This is a genomic window from Zobellia sp. OII3, from assembly GCF_002211465.1.
GTDB lineage: Bacteria > Bacteroidota > Bacteroidia > Flavobacteriales > Flavobacteriaceae > Zobellia > Zobellia galactanivorans.
The window spans coordinates 460,086-485,871 of sequence record NZ_MWRZ01000001.1; the positions used below are offsets into that span (position 1 = coordinate 460,086).

At 41.9% G+C, this 25,786-nt stretch carries 25 protein-coding genes; 8 read left to right on the forward strand and 17 right to left on the reverse strand.

Annotation, left to right across the window (positions count from 1 at the left end):
• Nucleotides 1-50: 50 nt before the first annotated feature.
• The 5 genes from B4Q04_RS01915 to B4Q04_RS01935 all read right to left on the reverse strand — a co-directional run bounded on the left by B4Q04_RS01915 (nucleotide 51) and on the right by B4Q04_RS01935 (nucleotide 3,723).
• Entirely contained in the window at nucleotides 51-1,589 is a 1,539-nt protein-coding gene (locus B4Q04_RS01915) for a DUF4301 family protein (protein WP_088695841.1), read from the reverse strand.
• A complete protein-coding gene (locus B4Q04_RS01920) occupies nucleotides 1,586-2,152 on the reverse strand; it encodes an AAA family ATPase (protein ID WP_046287377.1) in 567 nt (188 codons plus the stop codon). The genes B4Q04_RS01915 and B4Q04_RS01920 overlap by 4 nt, the downstream gene beginning before the upstream one ends.
• Nucleotides 2,107-2,745: a nicotinamide riboside transporter PnuC gene (gene pnuC / locus B4Q04_RS01925; protein WP_088695842.1), complete on the reverse strand. Its 639-nt coding sequence runs from the start codon at nucleotides 2,743-2,745 to the stop codon at nucleotides 2,107-2,109. Before pnuC ends, B4Q04_RS01920 begins: the two co-directional genes overlap by 46 nt.
• Complete coding sequence (locus tag B4Q04_RS01930; protein WP_013992716.1) at nucleotides 2,729-2,989, reverse strand: thiamine-binding protein; 261 nt, start codon at nucleotides 2,987-2,989, stop codon at nucleotides 2,729-2,731. The genes pnuC and B4Q04_RS01930 overlap by 17 nt, the downstream gene beginning before the upstream one ends.
• 101 nt (nucleotides 2,990-3,090) lie before the next feature.
• Nucleotides 3,091-3,723: a 4'-phosphopantetheinyl transferase family protein gene (locus tag B4Q04_RS01935; RefSeq protein ID WP_088695843.1), complete on the reverse strand. Its 633-nt coding sequence runs from the start codon at nucleotides 3,721-3,723 to the stop codon at nucleotides 3,091-3,093.
• 82 nt (nucleotides 3,724-3,805) lie between these two features.
• On the opposite strand from B4Q04_RS01935, the gene ahcY reads away from it, so the two are divergent.
• Nucleotides 3,806-5,122, forward strand: a complete 1,317-nt coding sequence (ahcY, locus tag B4Q04_RS01940) for an adenosylhomocysteinase (protein ID WP_088695844.1) — start codon at nucleotides 3,806-3,808, stop codon at nucleotides 5,120-5,122.
• A gap of 196 nt (nucleotides 5,123-5,318) precedes the next feature.
• Here the strand turns inward: ahcY and B4Q04_RS01945 are convergent, their stop codons facing one another.
• The 6 genes from B4Q04_RS01945 to B4Q04_RS01970 form a co-directional block, all read right to left on the reverse strand.
• Nucleotides 5,319-6,335 carry a phytase gene (locus B4Q04_RS01945; protein WP_088695845.1) on the reverse strand — a complete coding sequence of 339 codons (1,017 nt, stop codon included), beginning with the start codon at nucleotides 6,333-6,335 and terminating at the stop codon, nucleotides 5,319-5,321.
• 58 nt (nucleotides 6,336-6,393) lie between these two features.
• Nucleotides 6,394-9,258, reverse strand: coding sequence for a TonB-dependent receptor (locus B4Q04_RS01950; RefSeq protein ID WP_201723370.1), 2,865 nt, complete (start codon nucleotides 9,256-9,258; stop codon nucleotides 6,394-6,396).
• A gap of 155 nt (nucleotides 9,259-9,413) precedes the next feature.
• Nucleotides 9,414-10,991 carry a tetratricopeptide repeat protein gene (locus B4Q04_RS01955; protein ID WP_088695847.1) on the reverse strand — a complete coding sequence of 526 codons (1,578 nt, stop codon included), beginning with the start codon at nucleotides 10,989-10,991 and terminating at the stop codon, nucleotides 9,414-9,416.
• Between the two features lie 143 nt (nucleotides 10,992-11,134).
• A complete protein-coding gene (gene rpmA / locus B4Q04_RS01960) occupies nucleotides 11,135-11,395 on the reverse strand; it encodes a 50S ribosomal protein L27 (protein WP_013992723.1) in 261 nt (86 codons plus the stop codon).
• An 82-nt stretch (nucleotides 11,396-11,477) separates the two neighbouring features.
• Nucleotides 11,478-12,122 carry a 50S ribosomal protein L21 gene (gene rplU, locus B4Q04_RS01965; RefSeq protein WP_013992724.1) on the reverse strand — a complete coding sequence of 215 codons (645 nt, stop codon included), beginning with the start codon at nucleotides 12,120-12,122 and terminating at the stop codon, nucleotides 11,478-11,480.
• Between the two features lie 185 nt (nucleotides 12,123-12,307).
• Complete coding sequence (locus tag B4Q04_RS01970; protein ID WP_013992725.1) at nucleotides 12,308-12,772, reverse strand: DUF4199 domain-containing protein; 465 nt, start codon at nucleotides 12,770-12,772, stop codon at nucleotides 12,308-12,310.
• Nucleotides 12,773-12,942: 170 nt separating this feature from the next.
• Between B4Q04_RS01970 and B4Q04_RS01975 the strand changes: the two genes are divergently transcribed.
• Both B4Q04_RS01975 and B4Q04_RS01980 read left to right on the forward strand, forming a co-directional pair.
• Nucleotides 12,943-14,265 (forward strand): M16 family metallopeptidase, encoded by a 1,323-nt coding sequence (locus B4Q04_RS01975; protein WP_088696368.1) that lies wholly within the window; start codon nucleotides 12,943-12,945, stop codon nucleotides 14,263-14,265.
• A gap of 61 nt (nucleotides 14,266-14,326) precedes the next feature.
• Complete coding sequence (locus B4Q04_RS01980; protein WP_013992727.1) at nucleotides 14,327-16,396, forward strand: M16 family metallopeptidase; 2,070 nt, start codon at nucleotides 14,327-14,329, stop codon at nucleotides 16,394-16,396.
• A 231-nt stretch (nucleotides 16,397-16,627) separates the two neighbouring features.
• Here the strand turns inward: B4Q04_RS01980 and B4Q04_RS01985 are convergent, their stop codons facing one another.
• Nucleotides 16,628-17,473, reverse strand: a complete 846-nt coding sequence (locus B4Q04_RS01985; protein WP_231854803.1) for a DMT family transporter — start codon at nucleotides 17,471-17,473, stop codon at nucleotides 16,628-16,630.
• A 231-nt stretch (nucleotides 17,474-17,704) separates the two neighbouring features.
• Here B4Q04_RS01985 and B4Q04_RS01990 point away from each other — a divergent pair, with 231 nt between their 5' ends.
• On the forward strand, nucleotides 17,705-18,115 hold the full coding sequence (locus B4Q04_RS01990) for a hypothetical protein (RefSeq protein ID WP_013992732.1): 411 nt from the start codon (nucleotides 17,705-17,707) through the stop codon (nucleotides 18,113-18,115).
• A gap of 108 nt (nucleotides 18,116-18,223) precedes the next feature.
• Nucleotides 18,224-18,646: a hypothetical protein gene (locus tag B4Q04_RS01995; protein ID WP_123772318.1), complete on the forward strand. Its 423-nt coding sequence runs from the start codon at nucleotides 18,224-18,226 to the stop codon at nucleotides 18,644-18,646.
• Between the two features lie 31 nt (nucleotides 18,647-18,677).
• Here the strand turns inward: B4Q04_RS01995 and gldD are convergent, their stop codons facing one another.
• From gldD to mutY, 4 genes are all read right to left on the reverse strand, one after another.
• Nucleotides 18,678-19,232, reverse strand: a complete 555-nt coding sequence (gldD, locus tag B4Q04_RS02000) for a gliding motility lipoprotein GldD (RefSeq protein ID WP_013992734.1) — start codon at nucleotides 19,230-19,232, stop codon at nucleotides 18,678-18,680.
• Complete coding sequence (locus B4Q04_RS02005; RefSeq protein WP_088695849.1) at nucleotides 19,219-20,538, reverse strand: gliding motility-associated protein GldE; 1,320 nt, start codon at nucleotides 20,536-20,538, stop codon at nucleotides 19,219-19,221. The genes gldD and B4Q04_RS02005 overlap by 14 nt, the downstream gene beginning before the upstream one ends.
• Before the next feature lie 170 nt (nucleotides 20,539-20,708).
• Complete coding sequence (locus tag B4Q04_RS02010; protein WP_013992736.1) at nucleotides 20,709-21,173, reverse strand: single-stranded DNA-binding protein; 465 nt, start codon at nucleotides 21,171-21,173, stop codon at nucleotides 20,709-20,711.
• Nucleotides 21,174-21,305: 132 nt separating this feature from the next.
• Entirely contained in the window at nucleotides 21,306-22,352 is a 1,047-nt protein-coding gene (gene mutY / locus B4Q04_RS02015; RefSeq protein ID WP_088695850.1) for an A/G-specific adenine glycosylase, read from the reverse strand.
• Nucleotides 22,353-22,531: 179 nt separating this feature from the next.
• On the opposite strand from mutY, the gene B4Q04_RS02020 reads away from it, so the two are divergent.
• The 3 genes from B4Q04_RS02020 to B4Q04_RS02030 all read left to right on the forward strand — a co-directional run bounded on the left by B4Q04_RS02020 (nucleotide 22,532) and on the right by B4Q04_RS02030 (nucleotide 25,275).
• Nucleotides 22,532-22,822, forward strand: a complete 291-nt coding sequence (locus B4Q04_RS02020) for an HU family DNA-binding protein (protein WP_013992739.1) — start codon at nucleotides 22,532-22,534, stop codon at nucleotides 22,820-22,822.
• Between the two features lie 298 nt (nucleotides 22,823-23,120).
• Nucleotides 23,121-24,668, forward strand: coding sequence for a ribonuclease E/G (locus tag B4Q04_RS02025; RefSeq protein WP_013992740.1), 1,548 nt, complete (start codon nucleotides 23,121-23,123; stop codon nucleotides 24,666-24,668).
• Between the two features lie 133 nt (nucleotides 24,669-24,801).
• The gene (locus tag B4Q04_RS02030; RefSeq protein ID WP_013992741.1) at nucleotides 24,802-25,275 is read left to right on the forward strand and encodes a regulatory protein RecX; all 474 of its coding nucleotides are present in this window, start codon (nucleotides 24,802-24,804) and stop codon (nucleotides 25,273-25,275) included.
• 13 nt (nucleotides 25,276-25,288) lie between these two features.
• On the opposite strand, the gene B4Q04_RS02035 is transcribed toward B4Q04_RS02030, so the two are convergent.
• Entirely contained in the window at nucleotides 25,289-25,786 is a 498-nt protein-coding gene (locus B4Q04_RS02035) for a DUF6646 family protein (RefSeq protein WP_013992742.1), read from the reverse strand.

Here is a 25,786-nt window from a genome sequence, read left to right on the forward strand (position 1 = left end):
ATACACACTTTTTTAGGTAAACCTTATACTGTACTTCAGCTTATGACGCGCTATTTGACCTGATGTGCGGGCCGCAATAGATCGTTTACGGTTTTTACCGGGTTGAAAGTTGAAGATGGTACCTCTACAAATATGGTGTTCCAAAACGCCATGGCGCCATTCCACAATCCTGGAAGTTCCAGGGCCTTTAACTCCCTGCCTTCTTTGGTCTTGCCCGTAATAAACCCTTGCTTGGTATCGATGTAGTTCATCAGGTTGTATTTTTCCCCTTTATAGTTCTTCACGGCACAGACCAAGTCGACCGGATTGAAATGGGTCGAGTTTTTGAGGATCGCGGCCTGATGCGCGTTATCCATATCAATTTGGGCTGACTCAATGATCTGTAACGAAATATTTCCTTTTCGGTCATTGATCCAGAATGGGCCGCCTCCGGGTTCTCCTTCGTTCTTGACCATCCCACAGATACGTATGGGCCTATCAATCTTATCTTTTAACACTTCAATTTGTTCGCCGATACTGAATCCTGCGAAATTATCTGAGAAACGCACGTTAAGTTCGTTCTCCAAGAAGCTCTTGATCTCGTCTAATTGACTTGAGGTCAGTTCATCGTTATCGAGACTTTTGGCATAGGCAAAGGCCTTTTCTTGGACACTTAAGAGCACCCCTGCCAATATCTTTTTACTATCCGCTACCTCGCCTGCAAATCTTGGAACGGTAACATTGTCGATATTCTTGATAAATATGATATCGGCATCTTGCTCGTTCAAATTCTCGATTAGGGCACCATGGCCTCCAGGTCTAAACAAGACGGAACCATCACTGTTTCGAAAGGGTTCGTTCCGCATATCTACCGCAATAGTATCGGTCGATGGTTTTTGATAGGAATAACTCACCTTAAAAGAGGTCTCGGTAGCCTTCGACACCCTCTCACTTACGGCGTTGAACTCCGCATTGAACATATCGCCATGCTGTTCGCTAATGGTAAAGTGCAACTCTGCGGTATTACCAGTCTTGGCATACACCGATGCTTCCTTTAAATGTTCTTCAAAAGGCGTAGCCGTATGGTCCCCATAGTTATGGAAAGGTAATAATCCTTTTGGATAAAACCCGTAATTAAGACCATCTTCAGACATCATTTCCTTTACTAAAAGATAGAGTTCCTCATCTTTGGAAGAAGTCTTTCCCGCAATGCGCTGTTTGACCAAATCGTAGAAGGCGAAGTCGGTTATACCCTCCGAAAAGGCTTTCATGGCCTTATCGTCCGTACGTTCAAAATACGCTTCCAACGATTCTTCCTTAGGGTCGTAAGCATCCAAAAAATTGAACAAAGCCTTGAACATACGCGATGCGGCCCCTGAAGCAGGCACAAATTTCAACAAAGACAGCCCGGTACTCGAGGCTTCGAACTTTTGAATCAAATCCTTTTCTTCGGATGGGGTAAATTTTGAAAGCCCTTCACCTATTGTAACGGCCTTTTCAAGTTGTACAAACGGAATACCCTCTTTAAAGGTCTCTATTTGCTCGTTTACCTTTTTCTCCGAAATTCCCTTTTTGGCCAGCAGGGCCAAATCATTTTCTGTTAGTGTCATTTATTCTTCAATAAGTTATCTATATGTTTTACGGCGGTCGCCAAGCGTTCTTCCCTTCCTCCGGTCAATATAATAAAATTACGATTATATTTTTCAAGGGTTTCTTTAAAGTAATTGAACATACGCTCACGTTCATTGGGTTTATCCCTTAGATCATCGCCCACCCAGGGCACATCTATATACGTAAGAAAATACAAATCATAATGATTATTTAACGCGTACTTTTCCAAGACCGGATCGCAATAGCCCAGATAATAGGCTTCCGAATATACCTTGGTCTCAAGCAGGTCGGTATCGCAGATAAGTACCTCTGTAGCCTTTTTGGCAAGTTCGTTTTCAAGCCGCATCTGACCTTCGGCTATCGGCAATAAATCTTTGGGCTCACAGGTCTTTCGCTCGTTGTTCCATTTGTTTTGCAAATACTCCCTAGCATATTCGGGTACCCAAACCGTATTGTACTCACGGGCCAACTGATCGGAAAGCGTGGTCTTTCCTGTAGATTCAGGACCGAACAGTACTATTTTAACAACATCTGAGGGCTCTTGTTCAAACTTTTTTTCCATGCGAGATAACCGTAAACCGCAATAATCGTAAACAAGAAATATTGCAGGGAGGTAAATATAAGGCCTTTGTACCAATAAAGGGGAACGCTGATAATATCCCCGATAATCCAATACACCCAGTTTTCAAGCTTTTTCTTTGCCATCAACCACATTCCTACAAAGAAAATAGCCGTGGTAAAGGTGTCTACATACGCTGTCCAATTGTTGAACTTATCAAAAAGGTAATAGACCAAGCACACGAAAATGACGGTCCCCACAAACAACAGGGCCGACCATTGCTTCTCTTTGTTTGTCGTTCGTGTAATCGGTATAAAATGGGTCTGGTCTACTTTTCGCGTCCAGAAATACCATCCATATATACTCATTAAAAAATAGTAGGCATTGATAAGCATATCGCCCAACAAGCCAAAAATCAGGAGGATATAAACAAATATAGCGGTGCTAATTATACCGGTAGGAAAAACCAGGATATTCTCCTTTTTTGAAAACCGTACACTTAAAAACCCGAAGATTACACCTATGATTTCCAAGACCACCAAATGGATGGGAACACCTTCGTACTGTGCAAAAATCCAATCAAAAATGTGGCTCATAATCGCTTCGGTCAGACTTTACCACTTTCATATACAACAGCCCTTTGTCCATCAATTCAAAAGCTTCCTTAATATCTTCTTTAAGAAGGTCCATTACTTCATCATACTCACCATAGACCTGGGTACTTAAAGGGTTTTCCAAAACAGTAAGTCCTGAAGCCCGTAACTTTTTAATAAAGTTGATAATGTGTTCTTCAAAATCATCCTGTAAGGGAGAAAAGGTAAGCTCTACCGATATGTTCATTCTATTTTATATTTGGTTGTTCGTCGATTATGGCCGCAAGCGTTACAACAATCACGTACACCTTCAATTTTTAATATGTTTTTGCCCCCTCTTTATTCTGGCTAGCCTTTTAAGGCATAGACACAGGTAAACCCTTCGAACTCCATAAACCTTATATGGTACATAGAGAGGTCGCCCTGGTACAATATTTCCGCAGTGGTCGCCGCACTGTCGAAAACAAAGTCCTTTACATCAATATGATGTATAAAACTTAGACCTTGCTGGGCATATATTTTATAGAGGGCCTCCTTGCTTCCCCATACAATAGTCAATTTTCGTATAAGGGCGTCGGTATTGGCTATGGTCCGGTATTCTTCTATAGGGGTGAATTTATGTGCTATTCGCAAGATTTTTTCCCTTTGCATTTCAATATCGATCCCTACATCGTCCTTACTGCTTACGATGATTCCCGTAAAATGGTTTGAATGGGTAATACTTATCTTGTTACCATCATTTAAATGGGGCTTTCCAAATTCATCATAATACAAATCGGCATCTACATATCCAGCTTCGGCCATCAAGTGCCTGATGCTCAAGAACCCCCTGCGATGCATTTCAGATTTCATGCCCCGCATTCTTTTTTGGCAATGCGGCGTCAGGTCTATACCCTTAGAAAGTTCCTGTTCCGACTCGGTAACCTTCCAGATATACACCTTGGTGTCTTTATTTACCTTGACTATCTTATAAAGAGGCATAGGGTTCTATACGTTTTTCTTAACTTTGCAACCACAAATAGCTGTATAGCTAATATAACGAAAGTAAAAAATAAAAAAGAATATGGATACCAAAACTGTTTCTTATGTGCCTTATAAGGTAAAAGATATTTCTTTGGCGGACTGGGGAAGAAAAGAAATCGAACTTGCAGAAGCCGAGATGCCTGGCCTTATGGCTTTGCGCGAAGAATACGGAGAAGAGCAACCTTTAAAAGGTGCACGAATAGCCGGATGTCTTCACATGACCATTCAAACCGCTGTTCTTATAGAAACTTTGGTGGCATTGGGCGCCGATGTTACTTGGAGCTCTTGCAATATATTCTCTACACAAGACCATGCCGCCGCCGCCATTGCCGCTGCGGGCGTACCTGTATATGCTTGGAAAGGCATGAGCGAGGAAGAATTTAACTGGTGTATCGAGCAAACCCTGTTTTTTGGCGAGGAGCGCAAGCCCTTGAATATGATCTTGGACGATGGTGGCGACCTTACCAATATGGTATTGGACGATTATCCTGAATTGGCCAAGGCCATTAAAGGTCTTTCCGAAGAAACCACTACCGGTGTTCACCGTTTGTACGAACGCGTAAAGAACGGTACTTTGCCTATGCCGGCCATCAATGTAAACGACTCGGTTACCAAATCGAAATTTGATAACAAGTACGGATGTCGCGAAAGTGCCGTTGATGCCATTCGCCGTGCAACCGACACCATGCTAGCCGGTAAAAAAGTAGTAGTTGCCGGTTACGGTGATGTCGGTAAAGGTACTGCCGCTTCTTTCAGAGGCGCCGGTTCTATCGTTACCGTTACCGAAATCGATCCTATTTGCGCCCTACAGGCGTGTATGGACGGTTTTGAAGTAAAAAAATTGGAAACTGTTGTTGGCAAGGCCGATATTGTCATTACCACTACAGGGAACAAAGACATCATTCGCCCCGAACACTTTAAGGCAATGAAAGACAAAGCCATTGTTTGTAACATTGGCCATTTTGACAATGAAATTGACATGGCCTGGTTAAACAAGAACTATGGCAACACCAAAGACGAAATCAAACCACAGGTAGACAAGTACACCATAGACGGAAAAGACATTATCGTCTTGGCCGAAGGTCGCTTGGTAAACCTAGGTTGCGCCACGGGACACCCGAGCTTTGTAATGAGCAACTCGTTCACAAACCAAACCTTGGCCCAAATCGAACTTTGGAAGAACAGCGAAAAGTACAACAACGAAGTATACATGTTGCCCAAGCACTTGGATGAAAAGGTAGCCGCCTTGCACTTGTCGCGTTTAGGAGCCGAATTAACGGAGCTTAAACCGGAACAGGCCGAATATATCGGCGTAACCGTAGAAGGGCCTTACAAGCCGGACTATTACAGATATTAGGCCTTCGACCGCACTCGGTCTTAATACAGGGCCAAGGGCCCAATCCTAATATAAAACCCCAAACCCTTACAGCAATGTGAGGGTTTTTTGTTTTTCCGAACCTGACTTTTAGCATAAAGCAAAAACCCCTGCCATCGTTTACCATAACTGCCAAATCTTAACACCCAATCATGCCTAACCGGATAAAGGAAATGGCCTATTCTATTCCTAATTTTTCCAAATCGTAGAAATAAAAATTCTTTTCATCGTTCATAGCGACAAATAGGCCGCTCTTAAACGTATCATTCAACGGGACGGTTACAACCTCGCACCCATCGGTTTCCAAAGTTGAAAGATTGACCGCCCTTACAAAAGCATTCGTTTTTCTTGAATAGATATTGAACTGTCCACGTTGTTGATCGGAAACAATAATATACCCCTCACCATTCGGATATTGTGCGATAGCAATGCCCTCTATATCACTTTTAAAATTTTCGCCGCCAAAACAACTTAGCTCCACATCCCCCATGGACGGCTCAGCATAATATTTCCGTATACAATGTTGCTCATCTGAATAATAGACAAAGCCTAGTTCATGATCTACCGCTATGGCCTCAATCTCTTTTTTCCCACTAAATTTTCCAAACTTACGCACCAACTCGGCATTTACCTGGCCCTTGTCATTAGCCACTATTTTATATTGGTACAGATAGCCTTGCGTAGGCCCCGTCTTTCGTCCCACTATGGCGTATATGCTCTGGTCTTTTGAGGATTTGTACAAACTGACCCCCATAGGCAGCCTCATTTCAGGGTTTTTCTCGTCTGCAAAAACCGGAAAACCTCCATTATCCAACGGCTTCATATCCGGCACCGAAAACAAACGAACTTGACTTTTCTCTCGCTCCGTAAACATTAAAATATCGACCTTTGTTGTATCGTTTATCGCAAAGCCATAAGCGATATCGACATTATTAGGTCGACGAATATCGCTTATGGATTTTTCTTCAAGTATCTTACCATTAAGATCAAAAGCATAGATAGCCCCATTGGTTTCCTTATCAGTTCCAAAAACAATACTTTTCGATGCGTCCATAGGATTGACCCAAATAGCGGGATCATCTGTATCGTTAACCGTTTTTTCGGTAATCACATTTGGGGCTACAGCAGGTAGCTTTGAAGTGTTACAAGACTGCATGGCCATAAGGGCCAAAAGAAATAAGAATATATTTTTCATCGTATAGGGAGATTGATATTTTAGACTAGATTTTGGAATTGTTCTTTCGATCTAGGAGCTACCTTTTAAAGAGATCATATTTAAGACCAAATGTCAATCGTCTTCCATAGAACTCAATCTGTTGCGTGCGGCCTTTAACACCTTGAAAATAACGCAACGGTTGGTTGCTTATATTATTTAGGTCTGCATACACACTTAGGCTATTGGTAATCTTATAACTAGCATTAAAATCTAAGAAAAGCTGTGTGTCGTAATACCTGTCTTCAAATTCGTTGCCCCCAAGCTCATCTATATATGCATCTGAAAAATTAACGGACATACGAGCCGAGAATTTTTTATCGTTATACCCCAAAGAAGCATTAAAGGTATTTGGAGTGGTATTGGGCAAATCTATACCTTCTCGATCCTCTCCATCTTCGTTCTTAATACCTTCTGCAGAAGAAGAAATGAAAGTGTAATTTAAGTATAAGCTAAAGTTTCGTGCGAAACCTGGCAGAAAATCAAGCTGCCTTTGAAAAGCAATCTCCGCTCCAAAAATTCGGGCACCATCTCCATTTAAGGGTTGAAAAATTTCAAAACCCGCTGTATCATCTCCGTAAAAATCATCACTAGTCTCACTTCTGGACAAGTATATAAAGTTATCGATGTTCTTATAAAAAAGTCCCCCGGAAAGAATACCCACACTCCTAAAATAATGTTCGGCCATAACATCAAAATTCATCGATGTGGTCGCCGCCAATTCCGGATTACCTAAATAAATTTCCTCATCGCCTGAAACAACATCCAAAGAAGGCACCAAATCTTCATAGTTGGGTCTAGCCAAGGTATTTGTCCATGCAAGGCGCAGAATAGTTGCATCACTAAGGTCATACTTGAGATGCAAGCCCGGCAAGACGTTAGTATACGAACTCTCCTCTGTTATTTTTCCTACTAAATCCTCTTCATCAATGATACTGTTACCGACCGCGGTGACTTTAGTCGCCTCCAACCTAAGCCCAAACAGAACACTTAGTTTTTCAGTAATCTTTTGATTGGTCATGGCATAGGCCGCGAAAACATTTTCATCTACATTGAAATTAGCTCTCAAAAATTCGTCCGGAACGGACTCCCCATCTACCAAATCCAATGCTCCAAGCCATTTTTCATCAGCAAAAGACCCAGCTACATATTGGCTACCGGCCAGAAATTTGGTGTCGGAAAGGTCTCTTTGGGCAACATCTGCCAATGTGGGAAAATCATCTTCCAGGTCATATTCAAAAAAATCATTATCCCTTAATTTGGTTTTCATTCTTGCCCTTCCGCCGAATTTTATACTCCCATCTCCGTTTCCAAAAAAATCGGAAGGGACTTCAAAGTTTACAAAAACATTAAAATCTTCTTCTTTAGTGAATTGATTTTCTTCGGTCACCTCGTCATATTCAAAATTCGACAAATCTGCATCGGCACTGTTTTCTGCAGTCATTAAAGGGTATCTAGAACTACTATTGTCGTTTCGTACGGCATATTCATTTTCAAATACAATATACCGTTCATTTAGCCGCTCTTCGGAAGCCTTTGCAAAGGAGGTCATCCAATCCATTTTTAAACTTCCCCATAAATGGTTGCCTCCAAGACTGTAGTTTTGCATTCGTTGGTCTTCTAGGCGTCTGTTCTTGTTACGGCTATTATCAATTCCGCCTTTTGTCTCTCTGGTAATTTCAGCGGGGAACCGTGTCAAATTGCCTTGATTTACCGTAAAATCACCTATTTCTATATCTTCGCCATCCAGTATTTCACTCTGCAGTACAAATCGATTCTCGCGGTCGTCACGCCAATTGTATATCGATTTAAGAAAGATGGAGTTGTTGGCATCGAACCTATAATCAAAATTGGCCGAAAGACTACGCCTCACCCGCTGCACCAAGTATTCACGTTGCTCAAAGGCACTTGTATACGGATTCACATCAACCTCTTCTAAAATAGGTTCACCGTCAACATCATCTGAACCCGTATAGTATTCAAATTCATCCGACCATTCTGCCTCGACATTATCGGAACCAAAATCATTATCATTATACGAAGCACTGACCATCCACCCAAATTTGCCATTATCACTTCTATTGCCCAACAGGAAAGACCCATTAATAATTGGCTTATCGGTTATAAAGTTCACGCCTGAGCCTAAGGTCGAAGAAAGCCGAAAACCTTGCGGCGACGTTCTAGTAACCAAGTTTACGGAACCTCCCAAGGCATCTGCATCCATATCGGGAGTGACCGCTTTACTCACTTCAATACTTTGTATCATATCGGCAGGAATCAAGTCCATCTGCACATTTCTATTATCGCCTTCGGCCGATGGCACACGACTCCCATTAAGCGAAACGGAATTTAACTGCGGTGAAAGTCCGCGAACAATAATATTTCTAGCCTCCCCTTGATCTACCTGCATGGTAATACCGGGGATACGCTTTACGGCATCACCAATATTGGCATCGGGAAACTTCCCGATTTGATCGGTTGCTACCACATTGGTAATATTCATATTGGTTCTCTGTGTATTCAACGCCCTAGCTTGGCTACCCAACCCGAAACCAGTAACCTCCACTCCATCCAATTCTAAGGTCTTAGGTGTAATAAAAATAGATACCGATGCCGTTTCCCTTTCTTTGACCACTACTTCTTGGGTAATATCAGCATACCCTAAATAAGTAATGTTCAAGGTGTAGTTACCAGCAGGAATACCAACAAGTGAAAAACGACCGTCAAAATCTGAAATAGCCCCTTTTTTTAGTTCAGAAATAATAATATTGGCCCCAGGTACATTAATACCGTTTTCATCTGAAATTGTCCCCTCTACATTTCCTAACTGAGCCGAAACAACCATATTTGAGCAGGCAACAAATAGTAATAGCACTAGACTTTTAAATGCTTTTCTCGAATTCATTTTTGATTGGTTTTACGATTCCAAAAATATGGATATCAATCACATACAATGTTTTCTAAAAGGAAACAAATAGGCAACAATCGAAAAAAAGAAGGAAACAACAAGGCAACAATAATACTGGGTTTACATAGAAGTAACCTTCCGGAAACACAGGGCTAAAAAGTCAACAAAAAACGGCTCAATTCTTCTTTTGGACCAATAGGTAATTTTTTACGAAGCCGGTATCTAGATACACGTACACTGTCTGGAGTCAGCCGTAAGATTGCCGCGATTTCCTTGGAAGATAAATTAAGGCGCAACAAAATAGACAACCGTAATTCTGCAGGCGATAGGGGGCCTAAAACTTTAGCATGCAATTGCTTTATAAAATCTGGATGGATTTCATTGAAAAGAACCAAGAACTCGTCCCACTCATGTTCTTGAGATAAACTAAAATCAATTTCATTGACTACTTCCCGCAACTTTCGTTTTAAATCTATATTGGAACGCCCAAGACTATTTTTCAAGGTATGAGAAAGTCCTGATAACATCTTATTCTTTTGTGCGAGATGCAAACTGTACCGTGATAGTGCGGCATTTTTAAGGTACACCTCTTTCTGCAAGCCTATTTCTTCCATACGCTTATTTTCAAGCTCCGCCTCAAGAATACGCTTTTCAAAATCCGCTATTTTTTGACCTTCCCTTTTTTTTCGTTTAACATATAACAACCAGAGTATACCGAGTATACCGAAGGTCGCCATAGCACAGACCAACAGATACTTTTGGGCGCGATCTATTTCCCCTTCGTGTAAAAGCTGTTGTATTTTGGCTTCCCTTTCCTTGGTATCGTAGATTACTTGTAAGGCACTGGCTTGATTACTTCTGTACAAGGACTTGTTTCGCTCGTCCAATTCTAAAAAAGCGGTAAGTTCTTCGTATGCCTTTTCCCCTTCCCCCATCAGATAGTAGGTTTTAGACAAATCTTTGTGCGCACTTGCCTGTTCTCCAGTATGACCAACACGTGTAGCTACGTCTAAAGATTCTAGGGTAAATTGCAGTCCTTCATCAAGGGCGCCCGTTTTTCTATGGACATCACCTAAATTGTTCAAAATATTGGCCCGTCCTTTATCGAGAGTGGAATGGTATTTTAATGCCGTTTCAAAATAACCCTGGGCCGTTTCAAAATCTTCTAAATCTTCATAAATACTACCAATACTCTCATTTACCAAGGAAATACCATTGGAATCGTCTAACTCTAAATACATTTTAAGACTTTCATTCTGATAGACTAAAGCCTTGGCGTAATCACCCTTCTTTTCATAACAGGTACCTAGATTACTTTTTGTGGTAGCGACAATATATCCCGCATCTATAATCTGCGCTTCTAGAATACATTTTTCGAAATGGGTAATGGCGGCCTCATAATTTTTTAGCCCCAGATGAATTGAGCCCAAACGATTGACCAGGTCAACGTATAGCGTATCGTGGACTTCGTTCTCCAACAAGACAAGAGCTTTATTAAATTGATCTAAAGCCTCTATATAAACACCGTTTTCTTGACAGAAATAACCTAGTTCCGCATGGGCCAGGGCAATGTTTTTAACGCCCCCCTTGGCCTGCTCCGTTTTTAGGTTTTCACTTAACTCGACAAAAATAGCATCAATACCCTTATCATTGGAATATTGCCCCACCATCAAAAACGGAATTGCCAAGAAATTAAAAAGAAAAAACGTGGTTCTAATTTTATGGTACATAAGGAAGGTAAGAATCGAGCAAGTTACGTTGCTAACATTGCCTTTATATTACCCCAACATTATCTTAATGTACAAACATTCAAACAAAAAAACCCTCTCCAAGAATCTTGGAAAGGGTTTTTATACGATAAAAGAAAAACTTCTTAAGCCTCGAACGGCTCTATGGAAACATAAGATTTTCCACCAGCTTTCTTTTCAAACTTTACTAGTCCGTCTACACGGGCATGCAATGTATGGTCTTTACCGGCATACACATTCTCACCTGGATTGTGTCTTGTACCACGTTGTCTAACGATGATATTTCCGGCAATAGCGGCTTGGCCACCAAAAATCTTAACGCCCAAGCGTTTCGATTCCGATTCCCTACCGTTTTTAGAACTACCTACACCTTTTTTGTGTGCCATGATATTAGGTTTTAAAAAGTGTTTCCCTCAGTAATCACTTAAAGGATACACTATATTGATTATACTTTGTGGGGTTTGGCGATTAGGCCTTACCACCGTCTAATTCGTCTTGCCATTTCTTCAACTCGTCCCACTTACCTTCAGCAGCTAATTTAGCTTGTGCAGGCCAAGTATCGGTTACGTGGTTACCACGTACATCGGCGATGATCTCGGAAATTTTGGCGGCATCAGTCTTTGCCAATTCGGCAAAGGTAGAAACACCGGCTGCAATCAAGGTCTCGGCGATTTTCGGTCCGATACCTTCAATTTTTTTCAAATCATCTGCTTTTGCTGCTTTCTTGGGAGCGGCTTTTGGCGCAGCTTCCTTTTTGGCAGGCTTCTCCTCTTTCTTAGGAGCAGCAGCTTTCTTTCCACCTTTCGCAACGATACTCTCGATTACGATTTCGGTCAAAGCTTGACGGTGACCATTTTTCACTTGGTACCCTTTACGTCTCTTTTTCTTAAAGACGATTACTTTGTCACCTCTTAGGTGTTTCACGACTTTTGCCTCAACAGCGGCTCCATCTATAGCCGGGGCGCCAACAGTAATGTCCGATCCGTCAGCTAAAAGAAGTACATTGTCAAAAGTTACCTTTTTTCCTTCTTCTGCCTGTAAACGGTGAACATACACTTTTTGGTCTTTCGCAACTTTAAATTGCTGCCCTGCCATCTCTACGATTGCGTACATAATTGTGTATATATTAGTTTATTGTTTCCGCCCATTTTTTCAATAAGCGGATGCAAATATACGCCTAAATCGTTAACCTACAAGCGTTTTTTATATATTTTACCCTCATTTTTCACGCTGAAAGTCCAAAAATAAAGCCGCAAATCATCTTTGCGGCTCCAACTTTACTTTATTCGAGGTAATCCTCAACTATGTTTAACCAATTTTCTTTTAAGATTACGGCTTGTTTTGAACAACTGCATAAACGAAAGTGTCAACACCAAAGTAGAGGCAAAGCCCATTATCGCAACGGTAAAAAATACGATTCCCTCAAAACTTTTGTAGTCTTTAAACCACACCGTAGAAAGTTGTTCTAAAAACAACAAGTTGATTTCCGTACTGTAAAATGCAAAGAAAATGGTAAACACCAATGTAGCCACAAAACCGGTCACAAGTCCGGCCGTAAAGCCTTTCCCGTAGTTAAAGCTATCGGGATTCTTCAGTTTAAAATACTTAATGGCCTCGTAAATTCCGAAACCGGTTATAAAACCGTTAAACAGACTAAAGAATATATTGGTGTGCAAATCAAACAAAGAGAGTATTAAAAAATAAGCAATTAGGCAACCGCTCGTAGCGATTCCGAATCGAATGGGTTGTGCAAATTGTTTCATTTTCTAAGTTTTTGAAGTTCAATTCTTTAAGTTAATAAAAAAAATAAAGCAACACCACAAAAGCGTGTTAAAGGATGTTATTGTAGGTTATTTTTCTTACAAAAAATGAATATCTTCGTGTAACGATCTTTGGCAATCGTCCACTAATAATGCAACTAACACACTATATCATGAAAAAAAAATTACTTATAGGAGGTTTTCTCCTTCTCATCGGGCTTTGCCTGCGAGCGCAAGAAGTAAAATATGAAGAGTACGACCTCGATAACGGCCTCCATGTCATTCTCCATCAAGACAACTCGGCTCCCTTGGTCACTACTTCGGTCATGTACCATGTTGGGGGCAAAGACCGTACCGAAGGCCGTACAGGCTTCGCCCATTTCTTTGAGCACCTACTCTTTGAGGGCACTAAAAATATAGAACGCGGAAAATGGTTTGAAATCGTTTCTTCCCACGGCGGAATAAACAACGCCAACACCTCCCAAGACCGCACCTACTACTACGAAGTTTTTCCATCGAACAACCTAAAACTCGGGCTCTGGCTCGAATCGGAGCGTATGCTGCACCCCGTGATCGACCAAAAGGGAGTAGAGACCCAACAAGAAGTGGTAAAAGAAGAAAAACGACTGCGATACGACAATAGGCCTTACGGCCAACTGATTTCGGAAGTTGGCAAAAACCTGTTTAAAAAGCATCCTTATAAAGACCCTAACATTGGGTATATGGAAGATTTGGACGCAGCCACCCTAGACGATGTAATTGCCTACAACCACAAATATTACGTACCCAACAATGCCGTTTTGGTAGTTGCGGGCGACATTGACCTAGCCGAAACCAAAAAGATGATCCAAGACTATTTCGGGCCGATACCCAAGGGAAAAGACGTAGTGCGCAACTACCCAAAAGAAGACCCTATCTTAAAAGAGGTAAGGACCAAGGCCTACGACCCTAATATTCAGCTTCCCGCCTCGGTTATTTCCTATCGGACCCCAGGCTTTAAGGAAAGGGACGCCTATGTTCTCGATATGATTTCCACCTACCTAAGTGACGGGCGCAGCTCGAAACTCTACAAAAAAATGGTAGACGAGCAGAAACAGGCGATACAGGTAGGCGCCTTTAATGTAGGCCAAGAAGATTATGGCATGTATTTGGTATATGCGCTTCCCGTTGGGGAAACCGACCTTGAAACCCTGATTACCGAAATGGAAGAGGAAGTAGCCAAGGTAAGGGACAGCTTGATATCTGAAAAAGACCACCAAAAACTGCTGAACAAGTTTGAAAACCAATTCGTCAATTCCAATTCCGGAGTAGAAGGAATAGCCCATTCATTGGCCCAATATTACTTACTCTATGGGGATACGGAGCTGATCAATAAGGAAATTGACATCTTCAGGTCCATTACCCGTGAGGAAATCATGGAAGTCGCGAACAAATACCTAAGACCTGATCAGCGCGTAATCATAGATTACCTTCCGAAAGAACCGCAATCAAACTAATCAGGGCGTGCTTTACACTCGCCACCTTATTTTTTCTTTTTAAAAAGCAAAAACACTATTCATGAAACATATATTTACAAGCTTATTCTTTCTCGCTTTTGCCTTTGTTGCAAAAGCACAGATAGACCGTAGTCAAATGCCCGAAGCCGGTCCGGCACCAGAAATCAAGCTCGAAGACGCACAGCGTTTTGAACTGAGGAACGGACTCAAGGTCTTAGTCGTGGAAAACCACAAACTACCTCGGGTTTCCATTCAACTGAGCATTGACAACCCCCCCGTATTGGAGGCTGACAAGGCCGGGGTTTCCTCCTTGATGGGAAGCCTGTTGGGCAAGGGTTCCAAAAACATTAAAAAAGACGATTTTAACGAGGAAGTCGATTTTCTCGGGGCCCGTATCAATTTCAATTACCAAGGGGCCTATGCTTCTTCGCTTTCAAAATACTTTCCTAGAATCTTAGAGCTGATGGCAGACGCCGCTTTAAACCCGAACTTTACCCAAGATGAGTTCGACAAGGAAAAACAAAAGATTATCACCGGACTCAAGTCGGAAGAAAAAAGTGTGGCCGCCATCTCCCAACGGGTCGGTCTGGCCTTGGCCTATAGCAAAAAACACCCATATGGGGAATTTATGACCGAAGAGACCCTGAACAAGGTTTCCCTTACCGATGTCATTCAATTCTATGAGGATTATTTTGTTCCCGCTAACGCATATTTGGTGGTTGTGGGAGACATCAAATTCGACGATGTAAAGACCTTGGTAGAAGAACATTTTACCCCATGGACCAAGGCCGTACCGCCTTCTTTTGGTTTTTCCAAACCCAGTGATGCCCAATATGCACAAATCAATTTTGTAGACGTACCTAATGCGGTTCAATCTGAAATCACCGTCGGAAACTTGGTCAACCTAGAAATGAAAGATCCCGACTACCTTCCGGCACTAATGGTAAACGAAATCTTAGGCGGTGGCGGGGAAGGCCGCTTATTCCTAAACCTACGAGAAGACAAGGCCTACACCTATGGTTCCTACTCCCGATTGGGCAACGACAAATATGCTCCGGCACGCTTTAGGGCTACCGCCAGTGTCCGAAACGCCGTTACCGATAGCTCCGTAGTAGAGATCCTCAAGGAAATCGATCGCATCCGCACCGAACCGGTCTCCAAAGAAGAGCTAGAAAACACCAAGGCCAAATATACCGGTCGCTTCGTAATGGCTTTGGAAGACCCTTCTACCATTGCCAATTATGCCCTAAACATAGAAACCGAGAACCTCCCCAAGGATTTTTACAAAACCTATCTTGAAAAAATCAACGCCATTACCATTGAAGATGTACAACGGGCGGCACAGAAATACATGAAACCGGGCAACATCCGCATTGTTGTGGCAGGAAAGGGAAGCGAGGTACTCGAAAACCTTGAAAAGATAAGCTTCAAAGGCAAAAAAATTCCGGTTTGGTACTTTGACAAATATGCCAATGCCGTAGAAAAACCAGACTATAGTGCGAATGTACCCTCTGATGTTTCGGCCACTACAGTACTGAACAAGTACATTGAGGCCATAGGTGGCAAGGAAAAACTAGAGGGCGTAAAATCGTACTTCCTTTTGGCAGAAGCCGAAATGCAGGGCACAAAACTGAACCTAGAGGTTAAAAAAACGACCGAAGCCCAGTTTATGCAAGATATAAAGGTAGCCGGAAATTCCATGAGCAAACAGGTTCTTAACGGAGGCAAGGGCTATATGGTCATGCAAGGACAAAGAAAAGATATGGGCGACGATGAAATCGAAAAGGTAAAAGCCGAATCGGCACCCTTTCCCGAATTGAACTACCTCAGCACCGATATCACTTTAGAAGGCATTGAGGTCGTAGAAGATAAAAAAGCCTATAAAATTAAATTGTCGGAAGAAAAAACGGCCTTCTACGATGTGGAAAGCGGACTCAAACTACAAGAGGTGACCACCGCAGAAATGGGAGAGCAGACCATCACCAGCACGATAAACTATATGGATTACAAAGAGGTTTCCGGCGTACAATTTCCGTTTATCATGGCCCAGGCCGTCGGGCCACAACGTTTTGAATTTATAGTTTCCGAAATTAAAATCAACGAAGGGGTTTCAGACTCCGATTTTGAGTAGAGGCGACTATAGAATAAAATTTTTACGCGGTCGAGGGTGTGGGTTCTTTCCCATTCCTCGACCGTTTTTTATTTCATGACCTTAGCATCTTTCGCAAAGGGCTGAGCAACACTAAACCCTTTTCGAATAGCTTGACGGGTTAAAGCCACATATACTTCACCAACACCCTAATTTGAGTAATTTGAAATCCACTACTTACAATCGACCCAAGTAGGAAAAACCAGTGATTTACTACTTCTTTCGTCTATTGACCATCCATACCCCCAACAAGATAATTACCCCACCAATAAGCTGGTAAGCGTTTAAAGACTCTCCATCCAGCACGGCCCAAGAAATAGCCACCAAAGGAATGGTATAAGTTACGGAAGCTGCAAAAACCGGACTGGACAAGTATATCAACTTATTAAAAAAGATATTGGCTATCGACGTCCCTATGATGGCCAAGGCCAACAGATACCACAAGGAAGTCTGCATACTCGGGTTTCCTTGGACCTCATTAAAAAAACCGGAATAAACGACCAAGGCCAAGGCAGGTAGAAACGCAATGGCAAAACTAGATGTGGTAACCGCCAAAGGACTCAAGTGAGACAAATGCTTCTTAACAATATTGATGTTCAAGGCATAGCCCAAGGCCGATAACAATATAAATATGGCATACCAATAATTCTGATCCGGATTAAAGTCCATTCCGGCAACGATCAGGGCTATCGTTCCGCCCAAACCAATGAACACGCCAAGCACCTGTCGTTTGGTAATAATTGCGCCAAAAAGAAGCACCCCAACGATAGTGGTCAACAAGGGTACTACCGAATTAAAAATAGAAGTCACCCCACTATCGATCTGGGTTTGCGCCAAGGCGAATAAAAAAGGAGGAAAAAAAGAACTTAACAAACCGGCCCAGGTTATCCATTTCCAATCTTTTAGATTTAAGGAACGTACCGATTTAAAACCCACCAAAAAAAGGACCAAGGAGGCAAATACAATGCGCAGACCTCCCAATTGCATAGGCGTAAGCCCAACCAAGGCCTTCTTTATCAAAATAAAGGAAGAGCCCCAGACCAACGATAAAAGAATCAAGTATAGCCACTTTTTGTTGTAATCGCTCAAGGTCTTGCCGTATTATATCCCGTCATTGGAAATAAGCCACAAAAGTGCGATTTTTTATTGAGAAGCTTTCGAATTTAGCCCCGTATCTACATGCCTTTTTATTCAAAAAAATTAGATATATCCCTAACAAAAAGATCAATTCGGGCCACAGACACACCTTAACCATCGCAGGAGTATTATATTTGCAAAAAAGAACTAACAATGAAAAAAATAATAATGGCATTGGTCATAGCATGTACCGTAATTACGGTTTCATGTAAGTCAAAAGAAGAAAGCAACCAAATGAAAACCGTGATGGCCATTCACGATGAAGTAATGCCCGAAATGGGAAAAATAGGCAAATTAGTTGGCGAGTTGAGCAGCAAGGAAGACAGCACCGAAATAGGCCTCGAATACAAAAAAGCCCGTAAAGACCTTCAAGCGGCCCACAAATCTATGATGGACTGGATGCAGAATTTTGGCTCTAGATTTACCTCAGATGAAATCTTGAACGGAGCAGCGCTATCAAAAGAAAAGCAAGCCTGGTTGGACGAGGAAGAAACGAACATTGAAAAAGTGCGCGACCAGATAAACGGAAGCATCAAAAATGCCGAAGAATTATTAAAAAAGTAGGGCAAAAGCTACCGTACAACGAAAAAACATAGCGTTAACGGACAAACAGGGCCTTGGCTCTACCGAAACCGTATTTTTACCTTGCTTAATTACAACGGTTATATGGCTATGAAAAACTTATTCTTACTACTTACCACTGTTTTGGTTTTGGGTACACCTAGCGCTAGTGCACAAAATGACGCTGCCGAACCCACTAAAATGGAAGAGGTTATGGAATCGCACGACAGGGTCATGGACAAAATGCCCATGGTCTCTAAACTCATAAGCAAATTACAGACCAAGGCCAATGCCTCTTACGAAAAAACGAAATACGAGAACGCGATAGCCGACCTTAAAAATGCCAATAAATCCATGATGACCTGGATGGAGAATTTCGGTAAGCGTTTTACGGCCGACGAAATGTTCAAAGGCAAAAAGCTAAGCGCACAAAAGAAAAAATGGCTGTTGGAAGAGGAAAAGAAAGTTGCCTTGCTCGACGAAGAGATAGATTTGAGTATCGCCCAAGCAAAAACTACCTTAGGCATAGAATAAGAAATACCTTTTTATTTTAAATTTTACCCCCTTATTCCTTCCATTTAAGGGTTTCCATGATACCGCGAATGTCGTTCTGAAGATAGGCCGCTGCCGGATAAATGGAATCGTAGTTGGGTTTTGTATAGAAATACAAAGAACCCATCACAAAGTTATCGGTGCTATCAGTGGCGTAAAACTGCGCCTGCGAAGCGGCATTCCCACTGACTTGATAATACATTCCGTATACCTTTTTCTCATCGTTTACAAAAGGCTGTTCCGTGATTCCGTCGGCTTTTACCGAGTGTTCATAACTCAACTTTTGGGCATCTGAAAGCAATTTATCGATATTGCCATCCACCTTTTTATAGTTGATATAGATTTCACCCTTCATTTCAGGATATTCAAGGGTCAACGCGGTTTCGGTACGTGTCTTGATCTTGGCCTTGGTGTTGTACGTAAACTCGAAATGGTCGGTTTGCAGCTCGCCTAACTTCGGTGCCTCGTACTCCAAACGCAATTGCGCCTTGGGCTTGGGCAACACATCTTCCTTACAGCCGATGGCCATTAAAAAAACAATAAAAAGCAATGGGCTACATTTCAACATTTTGGGGCAAGGTAATTTTTATCTGTTTCAGTCTTTTCTTGTCTAAACTCTCCACAACAAATCGATAGTCTTTAAACACCACGGTTTCTCCCCGCTTAGGGAAGCTTCCCGCTATTTCGAGTACGAAACCGGCAATGGTCTCCGACTCTCCTTTTTGCTCTTCAAATTCGTTCTCGTCTTCAATTTTGGTCACACGGTAAAAATCTTTCAATGCCGTCTTTCCATCAAAAACAAAATTAAAATCATCCAATTTTGAAAACACCAAGTCCTCATCATCGAACTCATCACTGATGTCACCTACTATTTCCTCAATAATATCCTCCAAGGTTACGATCCCCGAAGTACCTCCATATTCATCGACCACGACGGCCAGGTGGTTTTTCTTCTCTTGAAATTCAAGTAAAAGATCGTCAAGCTTTTTGTTCTCGGGCACAAAATAAGGTTCCCGAATAAGCGACATCCAATTGAATGTCTTTCTATCGATATAGGGCAACAGGTCTTTAACGTAGAGCACCCCCAATACATTGTCCATGTTTTCGGAAAAGACGGGGATACGCGAATATCCATGCTTTTTGATCTCGGCCAAGACCTCTATAAACTTCATATCCTCACTAACCGCAAAAATATCTATACGCGGGCGCATCACCTGTTTGGTATCGGTATTGCCAAAAGTAACAATTCCTTGTAGAATCTTCTGTTCCTCCTTAGTGGTATCGCCATCTACGGTAAGCTCCAACGCCTGTGAAAGGTGGTCTACACTAAGATTGGATTTTTGTTTTCCCAACTTATCGTAGAGAAATAGGGTACCGGCCCTCATAGGTAGGCTCAACGGCGAAAACAGGAAATCGAGCATTTTCAACGGATAGGCCATCAAATGTGCAAAGAGCACCCGGTTTCGATTGGCATACACCTTAGGCAAGATTTCACCGAACATCAATATAAGAAAAGTAGCGACTACAACTTCCAATAAAAACCTGAGCCATTCAAGTTCTATATTGGCAAAAAGGCTGTTGCCAATGGTACTGAACAGCAGTACCACCCCAATATTGATCGCATTGTTGGCGATAAGAATGGTAGCCAAAAGCTTTTTGGGCCTTTCCAAGAGCTTGGCTATAATATTGCCCCGCACACTTTTCTTTTCCGCAATCTCGTTTACATCGGTCGGCGAAAGGCCAAAAAAGGCCACTTCAGCACCCGAAATAAGGGCCGAGCATATCAGTAGGAGTAATAGAATAGTAATTTCCAGTGCAAAAGCACTTCCGAAATTGATAAAGTAAGGCTGTAAACTAAGGGGGTCAGGGTCCAACGGTCAGTAATTTAATAATAAACGGAGGTTCGTGAACAACACTTTGATCCACACCCCTTTTCAAAAGAGCAAGTAAAGTTGCGATACTTCTTAACACTAAATCGGTCTGAAAACAATCGTATCATAATGTTTGGCTATACCTCTTGTTTACTAAAATTACTCATTTTTATTTAGAATGGAAGATCATCGTCTTCTTCTGGTCTAACTAACGGAGCCTCTTTAGGGGCACTCGATGTATTTGAAACGGTATTTTGGCGAGCTTGTTGCCCTCCCGATTGCTGATTTGCCATACTTTCTTTTTTGGTAGAAAGAAATGTAAAATCTTGTACGTGAACCTCGGTGCTATAGCGTGTATTGCCATCTTCACCTTGCCACTGCCTATTTTTAAGGCGACCTTCAACATACACCTTATCACCCTTGCTCAGGTACTTTTCACATATTTCGGCAGCTTTATTCCTGACCACGACATTATGCCAATCCGTATTGGTTACGCGTTCTCCGGTCTGCTTATTGGTATAGGTTTCATTGGTGGCAATAGGAAAGCGGCCAATGCATCCTCCTCCTTCAAAATAGTGCATTTTAACCTCATCGCCCAAATGCCCGATCAACATAACTTTATTCAACGTACCACTCATAATCTTCCTTTTTTGCAATTTGAATCTACAAATATACTCGTTTTTTGGCCTTCGCTACCAAGTGTTTCCTATGGGAGCCTAAAATTTACGGGATAACCCTGCCCCAAAAGAAATTCACAACAAAGGACCCTTTCAAAAATACGATTTTTTAAAGCTTCTTAAAAAGTCTGCAATTAACACGGGTACGGGGTATGTGTCGGCTTCTTCGAACGAAATTCCATTCTTAGGAAGTTCCTTTGTACGTACCACCCAAAAGCTGGTATACAAATGCTGGTGCGACAATTTATGAACAATGGTCTCTGGATTGAAAAGGTCTATGGAAACCGGGTCTACCTTATGGTTTATCCCCTCAAAATACCGTTGAAAATGGGATGGCGAAAGTTTTTCGGGGGATTCTATAAGCGGGAATTGCCATAAATTTTCCCAGATTCCCTTCCCTTTGCGCTGTTCAAGCACCGTTCGGCCATCTTCGGAAACAAAAACAATATAATTAAAGTACCTCGTCCTGACCTTGGCCTTTTTTAATTTTAACGGAAGATCACCCACGCGCTTCATTTGAAGCGCCACACAACTTTCATTCAACGGACACACCTCACAATCAGGACTTTTAGGCACACATTGAATGGCCCCAAATTCCATGACACCCTGATTATAATCCCTAATTTGGCCCACATCCATCACCTCTCTCGCCAATTTTTTGAAATATTTAACACCTTCGGTACTATTGATGGCCAAATCGACTCCGAAGTAACGCGCCAATACCCGATAAACATTACCATCTACAACGGGTTCGGGCACATTGAAACAAATGCTTGCAATAGCGCTTGCCGTATAGTCGCCCACCCCTTTTAACCCAAGTAATCCGCCATAGGTTTCAGGGAAAACACCCCCATATTGTTCACTCACCATCTTGGCCGCGGCATGCAGGTTTCTAGCCCTTGAATAGTAGCCCAAACCTTGCCAAAGCTTCAAGACTTCAGCCTCCGAAGCACGGGCCAAATCATCTACTTTCGGGTAGGTCTCAACAAATTTAAGGTAGTAGGGAATACCCTGTACCACCCGAGTTTGTTGTAATATGACCTCTGACAACCAAATCTTGTAGGGATCCGTAGAACCACGCCAAGGCAGGCTCCTTTTATTAACTTGGTACCACTTGAGAATTTCCTCTGAAAAGTTCATTATGCCCTAAGGTTAAACCACAAAACTAATGGTTTCGCGATCGATATGTATTGCCAAGAAGGCGCCAGAAATAAAAAGAAACGGTGAACGACTTAAAATTAAGTCTTTAGCAGGAAAGATTAATTTTAATTTATATATTTGCATCCCAAAAAAATTATACTGAAAATTTAACACGAAAGATGACGAAAGCAGAAATTGTATCGAAAATCTCAGACAAGCTGGGAATTGAAAAAGGAGATGTACAGGCCACAGTTGAGAGTTTTATGGAAGAGGTAAAATCTTCTTTGGAAGGTGGAGATAATGTTTACCTTCGTGGTTTTGGCAGTTTTATCATTAAAACAAGAGCTGAGAAGACCGGAAGAAACATCAGCAAGAACACCACCATTAAAATACCGGCACACAATATTCCTGCATTTAAGCCCGCTAAGGTCTTTGTAGAAGGTGTCAAAAGCAACGTACAAGTTAAATAAATATACTAACTAAAAGTAGAATTTTATGCCGAGCGGTAAAAAAAGAAAAAGACATAAGGTGGCTACCCATAAACGCAAGAAGCGTAGGAGAGCTAACCGACACAAGAAAAAATAATTGCCAGGGGTTGAAAAAATTTTCAGCCCCTTTGCTTGTTTTTTCATCACATACGTTCATTGACATAGAGATTTAAGAAAATTTCGGCGGATTTTATAGTCCGTTTCAAGCATTGTTTAATCTATTCGTTCACACTATATATCTATTTTTATATAGGGGCCGAACGAATACAAATACATTCAGGTGAATAGAGAATTAATCGTAAGATCTAGTTCCGATGCCGTCGATTTTGCCCTGTTAAAAGATGGAAAGCTCACTGAATTGCATAAAGAAGAAGACAACAACAATTTTTCTGTTGGTGACATATTCTTGGCAAAGGTACGCAAGCCGGTAACCGGTTTGAACGCTGCCTTTGTAAACGTAGGTTATGAAAAAGATGCCTTTTTGCACTATCATGACCTCGGGCCACAATTGGCCACTATGCTTAAATTCATCAAGGGCGTGAGTACCAACAAAATCAAGGATTACTCACTTGCCAACTTTCCATTCGAAAAAGACATTGACAAAAATGGCGTTATTACAGACGTCATTAAAGCAAATCAATCATTACTGGTTCAAATCGTTAAAGAACCCATTTCTACCAAAGGACCCAGAATTAGCTCCGAACTTTCCATTGCGGGGCGTTATTTGGTGATGGTACCCTTTTCTGATCGCGTTTCCGTATCCCAAAAAATTGGAAGCAACGAAGAAAAAGACAGGTTAAAAAGACTCGTAAGAAGTATAAAACCTAAAGGTTTCGGTGTCATTATCAGAACAGTGGCCGAAGGCAAAAAAGTAGCGGAATTAGACAAAGACCTAGAAAACTTGTTGGCCAAATGGTCGACAATGTGTAAAAAATTGTACAAGGCACAAGCACCTTCAAAGGTGTTGGTCGAGCTCAATAGGGCATCTTCCATCCTTAGGGATGTTTTTAATGATTCCTTTACAGGAATACACGTAGATGACGAAACCCTTTACGAGCAGATCAAAGATTATGTGCTAGAGATTGCACCTGGAAAGGAATCTATAGTAAAACTGTATAACTCGACCGTTCCTATTTTTGAAAAATACGGGATCGAGCGGCAGATAAAAACTTCTTTTGGCCGTACCGCCAGCATGAGCAAGGGCGCGTACCTCATTATAGAACATACCGAAGCATTGCACGTTATAGACGTAAACAGCGGTAACCGTTCGAACAAGGCCAAGAATCAAGAAGACACAGCTTTGGAAGTCAACCTTTTGGCAGCTTCAGAAATAGCCAGACAGTTGCGCTTGCGCGATATGGGCGGAATTATCGTAGTCGATTTTATAGACATGGTAAAAGCGCCGCACCGTAGAAAACTTTTTGACCATCTTCGTGATGAGATGAAAGATGACCGGGCCAAGCACAAAATATTGCCTCCGAGTAAATTCGGACTTATACAGATTACCAGACAACGGGTACGGCCCGAAATGAACATCAAGACCACCGAGGAGAATCCGAATGGTGGGGGCAAAGAAATAGAAGCCCCAATTGTCTTGATAGACAAAATTAACGCCGACCTTGAAAAGTTGTTGAAAGGACCCAAGAAAGATAACGGAATTACACTTAACATTCATCCGTTTATCGCGGCCTATATTACTAAAGGTTTTCCTTCCATACGTTCTAAGTGGTTCTTAGAGCATAAAAAATGGATTAAAATTCAACCTAGGGATGCGTATACGTATCTTGAATACCGCTTTAAGGATAAAGACGGTAAAACCATATATTAAGAATTTAAAAGCGACCTTCGACTACGATGGTCGCTTTTTTTATGCCCACTATTTTACGATCACCACCCCAACCGTTTGGTGCGTAAAGTGTATTTTCGCATAAAGAAACACTTCAATCCAACCCAATACCCCCATGAAAACGGAACGCGCTTATTCCATAGAAGAAGCCAAAAGAAAACTGGAAGGCTACTGCGCCTATCAAGACCGTTGCCATAAGGAAGTGGTCGCAAAGCTTCGTGAAATGCGCATGATTCCCGAAGCGATCGACCAAATCGTGGTGCATTTGATCCAAGAAAATTTTTTGAACGAAGAACGCTTTGCCCAAAGTTTTGCCCGAGGCAAGTTTTCCATAAAGAAATGGGGTAGAAACCGCATTGTAAGCGAGCTGAAGCAACGCAATATCTCAAAATACAACATTGCCACGGCCCTTAAGGAAATAGACCCTGAAGACTACCTAAAGACCTTAGACGCCCTAGCAGAGAAAAGATTGGCACAGATTACGGAACGCAATCCGCAAAAACGAAAGAAAAAATTGGCAGACTACCTCTTGTACAGAGGATGGGAAAGCCACTTGGTCTATGAAAAGCTAAAAGAGCTCGTACCCTAGCAACAAATTCCTCCTATAAAAAATTGAACACTGCCCCGATATTCACCATAAACTGGTTGTGTAATTTCTCGGCAGGTTCCAAATCTTCTATTTTATACTTTGCTATAGGGAAACCGATTTCGGTATAAATACCCAGTCCGTCGGAGAAAAAGAAACGCGCCCCTGTGTGAAACCCGAAATTCTTAAGTCCTAGATCCAAACCCGGATATATATCGACTTCATCGCTAAGGCCGATGATATTCCCCAAATGGGCACTAAAGCGGGCCTTTAGATCAAACCGGTCCCAAGTACTGGCCGAAACGCTTTCATCTATACCCAACAAATAGGTCGAAGTTGCGCCAATAGATATATTTTCGCCCAGACCAAAGTCATATGACGCCATTATTCCGGTACCATTATTCTGCAAATTGGCACCTACCTGAAACTTTTGATCATCTCTACCTTCATAAGCCTGTGCAGAAACAAAAGTAGTCGTAAGAAGTAAGCAAACGGATAAAACGTAGAATTTCAT

What these genes read in the sequence shown, in the direction of transcription:
- B4Q04_RS01915 (WP_088695841.1), bottom strand. Translation starts at nt 1,589, where the DNA reads ATGACACTAACAGAAAATGATTTGGCCCTGCTGGCCAAAAAGGGAATT.
- B4Q04_RS01920 (WP_046287377.1), bottom strand. Translation starts at nt 2,152, where the DNA reads ATGGAAAAAAAGTTTGAACAAGAGCCCTCAGATGTTGTTAAAATAGTA.
- pnuC (WP_088695842.1), bottom strand. Translation starts at nt 2,745, where the DNA reads ATGAGCCACATTTTTGATTGGATTTTTGCACAGTACGAAGGTGTTCCC.
- B4Q04_RS01930 (WP_013992716.1), bottom strand. Translation starts at nt 2,989, where the DNA reads ATGAACATATCGGTAGAGCTTACCTTTTCTCCCTTACAGGATGATTTT.
- B4Q04_RS01935 (WP_088695843.1), bottom strand. Translation starts at nt 3,723, where the DNA reads ATGCCTCTTTATAAGATAGTCAAGGTAAATAAAGACACCAAGGTGTAT.
- ahcY (WP_088695844.1), top strand. Translation starts at nt 3,806, where the DNA reads ATGGATACCAAAACTGTTTCTTATGTGCCTTATAAGGTAAAAGATATT.
- B4Q04_RS01945 (WP_088695845.1), bottom strand. Translation starts at nt 6,335, where the DNA reads ATGAAAAATATATTCTTATTTCTTTTGGCCCTTATGGCCATGCAGTCT.
- B4Q04_RS01950 (WP_201723370.1), bottom strand. Translation starts at nt 9,258, where the DNA reads ATGAATTCGAGAAAAGCATTTAAAAGTCTAGTGCTATTACTATTTGTT.
- B4Q04_RS01955 (WP_088695847.1), bottom strand. Translation starts at nt 10,991, where the DNA reads ATGTACCATAAAATTAGAACCACGTTTTTTCTTTTTAATTTCTTGGCA.
- rpmA (WP_013992723.1), bottom strand. Translation starts at nt 11,395, where the DNA reads ATGGCACACAAAAAAGGTGTAGGTAGTTCTAAAAACGGTAGGGAATCG.
- rplU (WP_013992724.1), bottom strand. Translation starts at nt 12,122, where the DNA reads ATGTACGCAATCGTAGAGATGGCAGGGCAGCAATTTAAAGTTGCGAAA.
- B4Q04_RS01970 (WP_013992725.1), bottom strand. Translation starts at nt 12,772, where the DNA reads ATGAAACAATTTGCACAACCCATTCGATTCGGAATCGCTACGAGCGGT.
- B4Q04_RS01975 (WP_088696368.1), top strand. Translation starts at nt 12,943, where the DNA reads ATGAAAAAAAAATTACTTATAGGAGGTTTTCTCCTTCTCATCGGGCTT.
- B4Q04_RS01980 (WP_013992727.1), top strand. Translation starts at nt 14,327, where the DNA reads ATGAAACATATATTTACAAGCTTATTCTTTCTCGCTTTTGCCTTTGTT.
- B4Q04_RS01990 (WP_013992732.1), top strand. Translation starts at nt 17,705, where the DNA reads ATGAAAAAAATAATAATGGCATTGGTCATAGCATGTACCGTAATTACG.
- B4Q04_RS01995 (WP_123772318.1), top strand. Translation starts at nt 18,224, where the DNA reads ATGAAAAACTTATTCTTACTACTTACCACTGTTTTGGTTTTGGGTACA.
- gldD (WP_013992734.1), bottom strand. Translation starts at nt 19,232, where the DNA reads ATGTTGAAATGTAGCCCATTGCTTTTTATTGTTTTTTTAATGGCCATC.
- B4Q04_RS02010 (WP_013992736.1), bottom strand. Translation starts at nt 21,173, where the DNA reads ATGAGTGGTACGTTGAATAAAGTTATGTTGATCGGGCATTTGGGCGAT.
- mutY (WP_088695850.1), bottom strand. Translation starts at nt 22,352, where the DNA reads ATGAACTTTTCAGAGGAAATTCTCAAGTGGTACCAAGTTAATAAAAGG.
- B4Q04_RS02020 (WP_013992739.1), top strand. Translation starts at nt 22,532, where the DNA reads ATGACGAAAGCAGAAATTGTATCGAAAATCTCAGACAAGCTGGGAATT.
- B4Q04_RS02030 (WP_013992741.1), top strand. Translation starts at nt 24,802, where the DNA reads ATGAAAACGGAACGCGCTTATTCCATAGAAGAAGCCAAAAGAAAACTG.
- B4Q04_RS02035 (WP_013992742.1), bottom strand. Translation starts at nt 25,786, where the DNA reads ATGAAATTCTACGTTTTATCCGTTTGCTTACTTCTTACGACTACTTTT.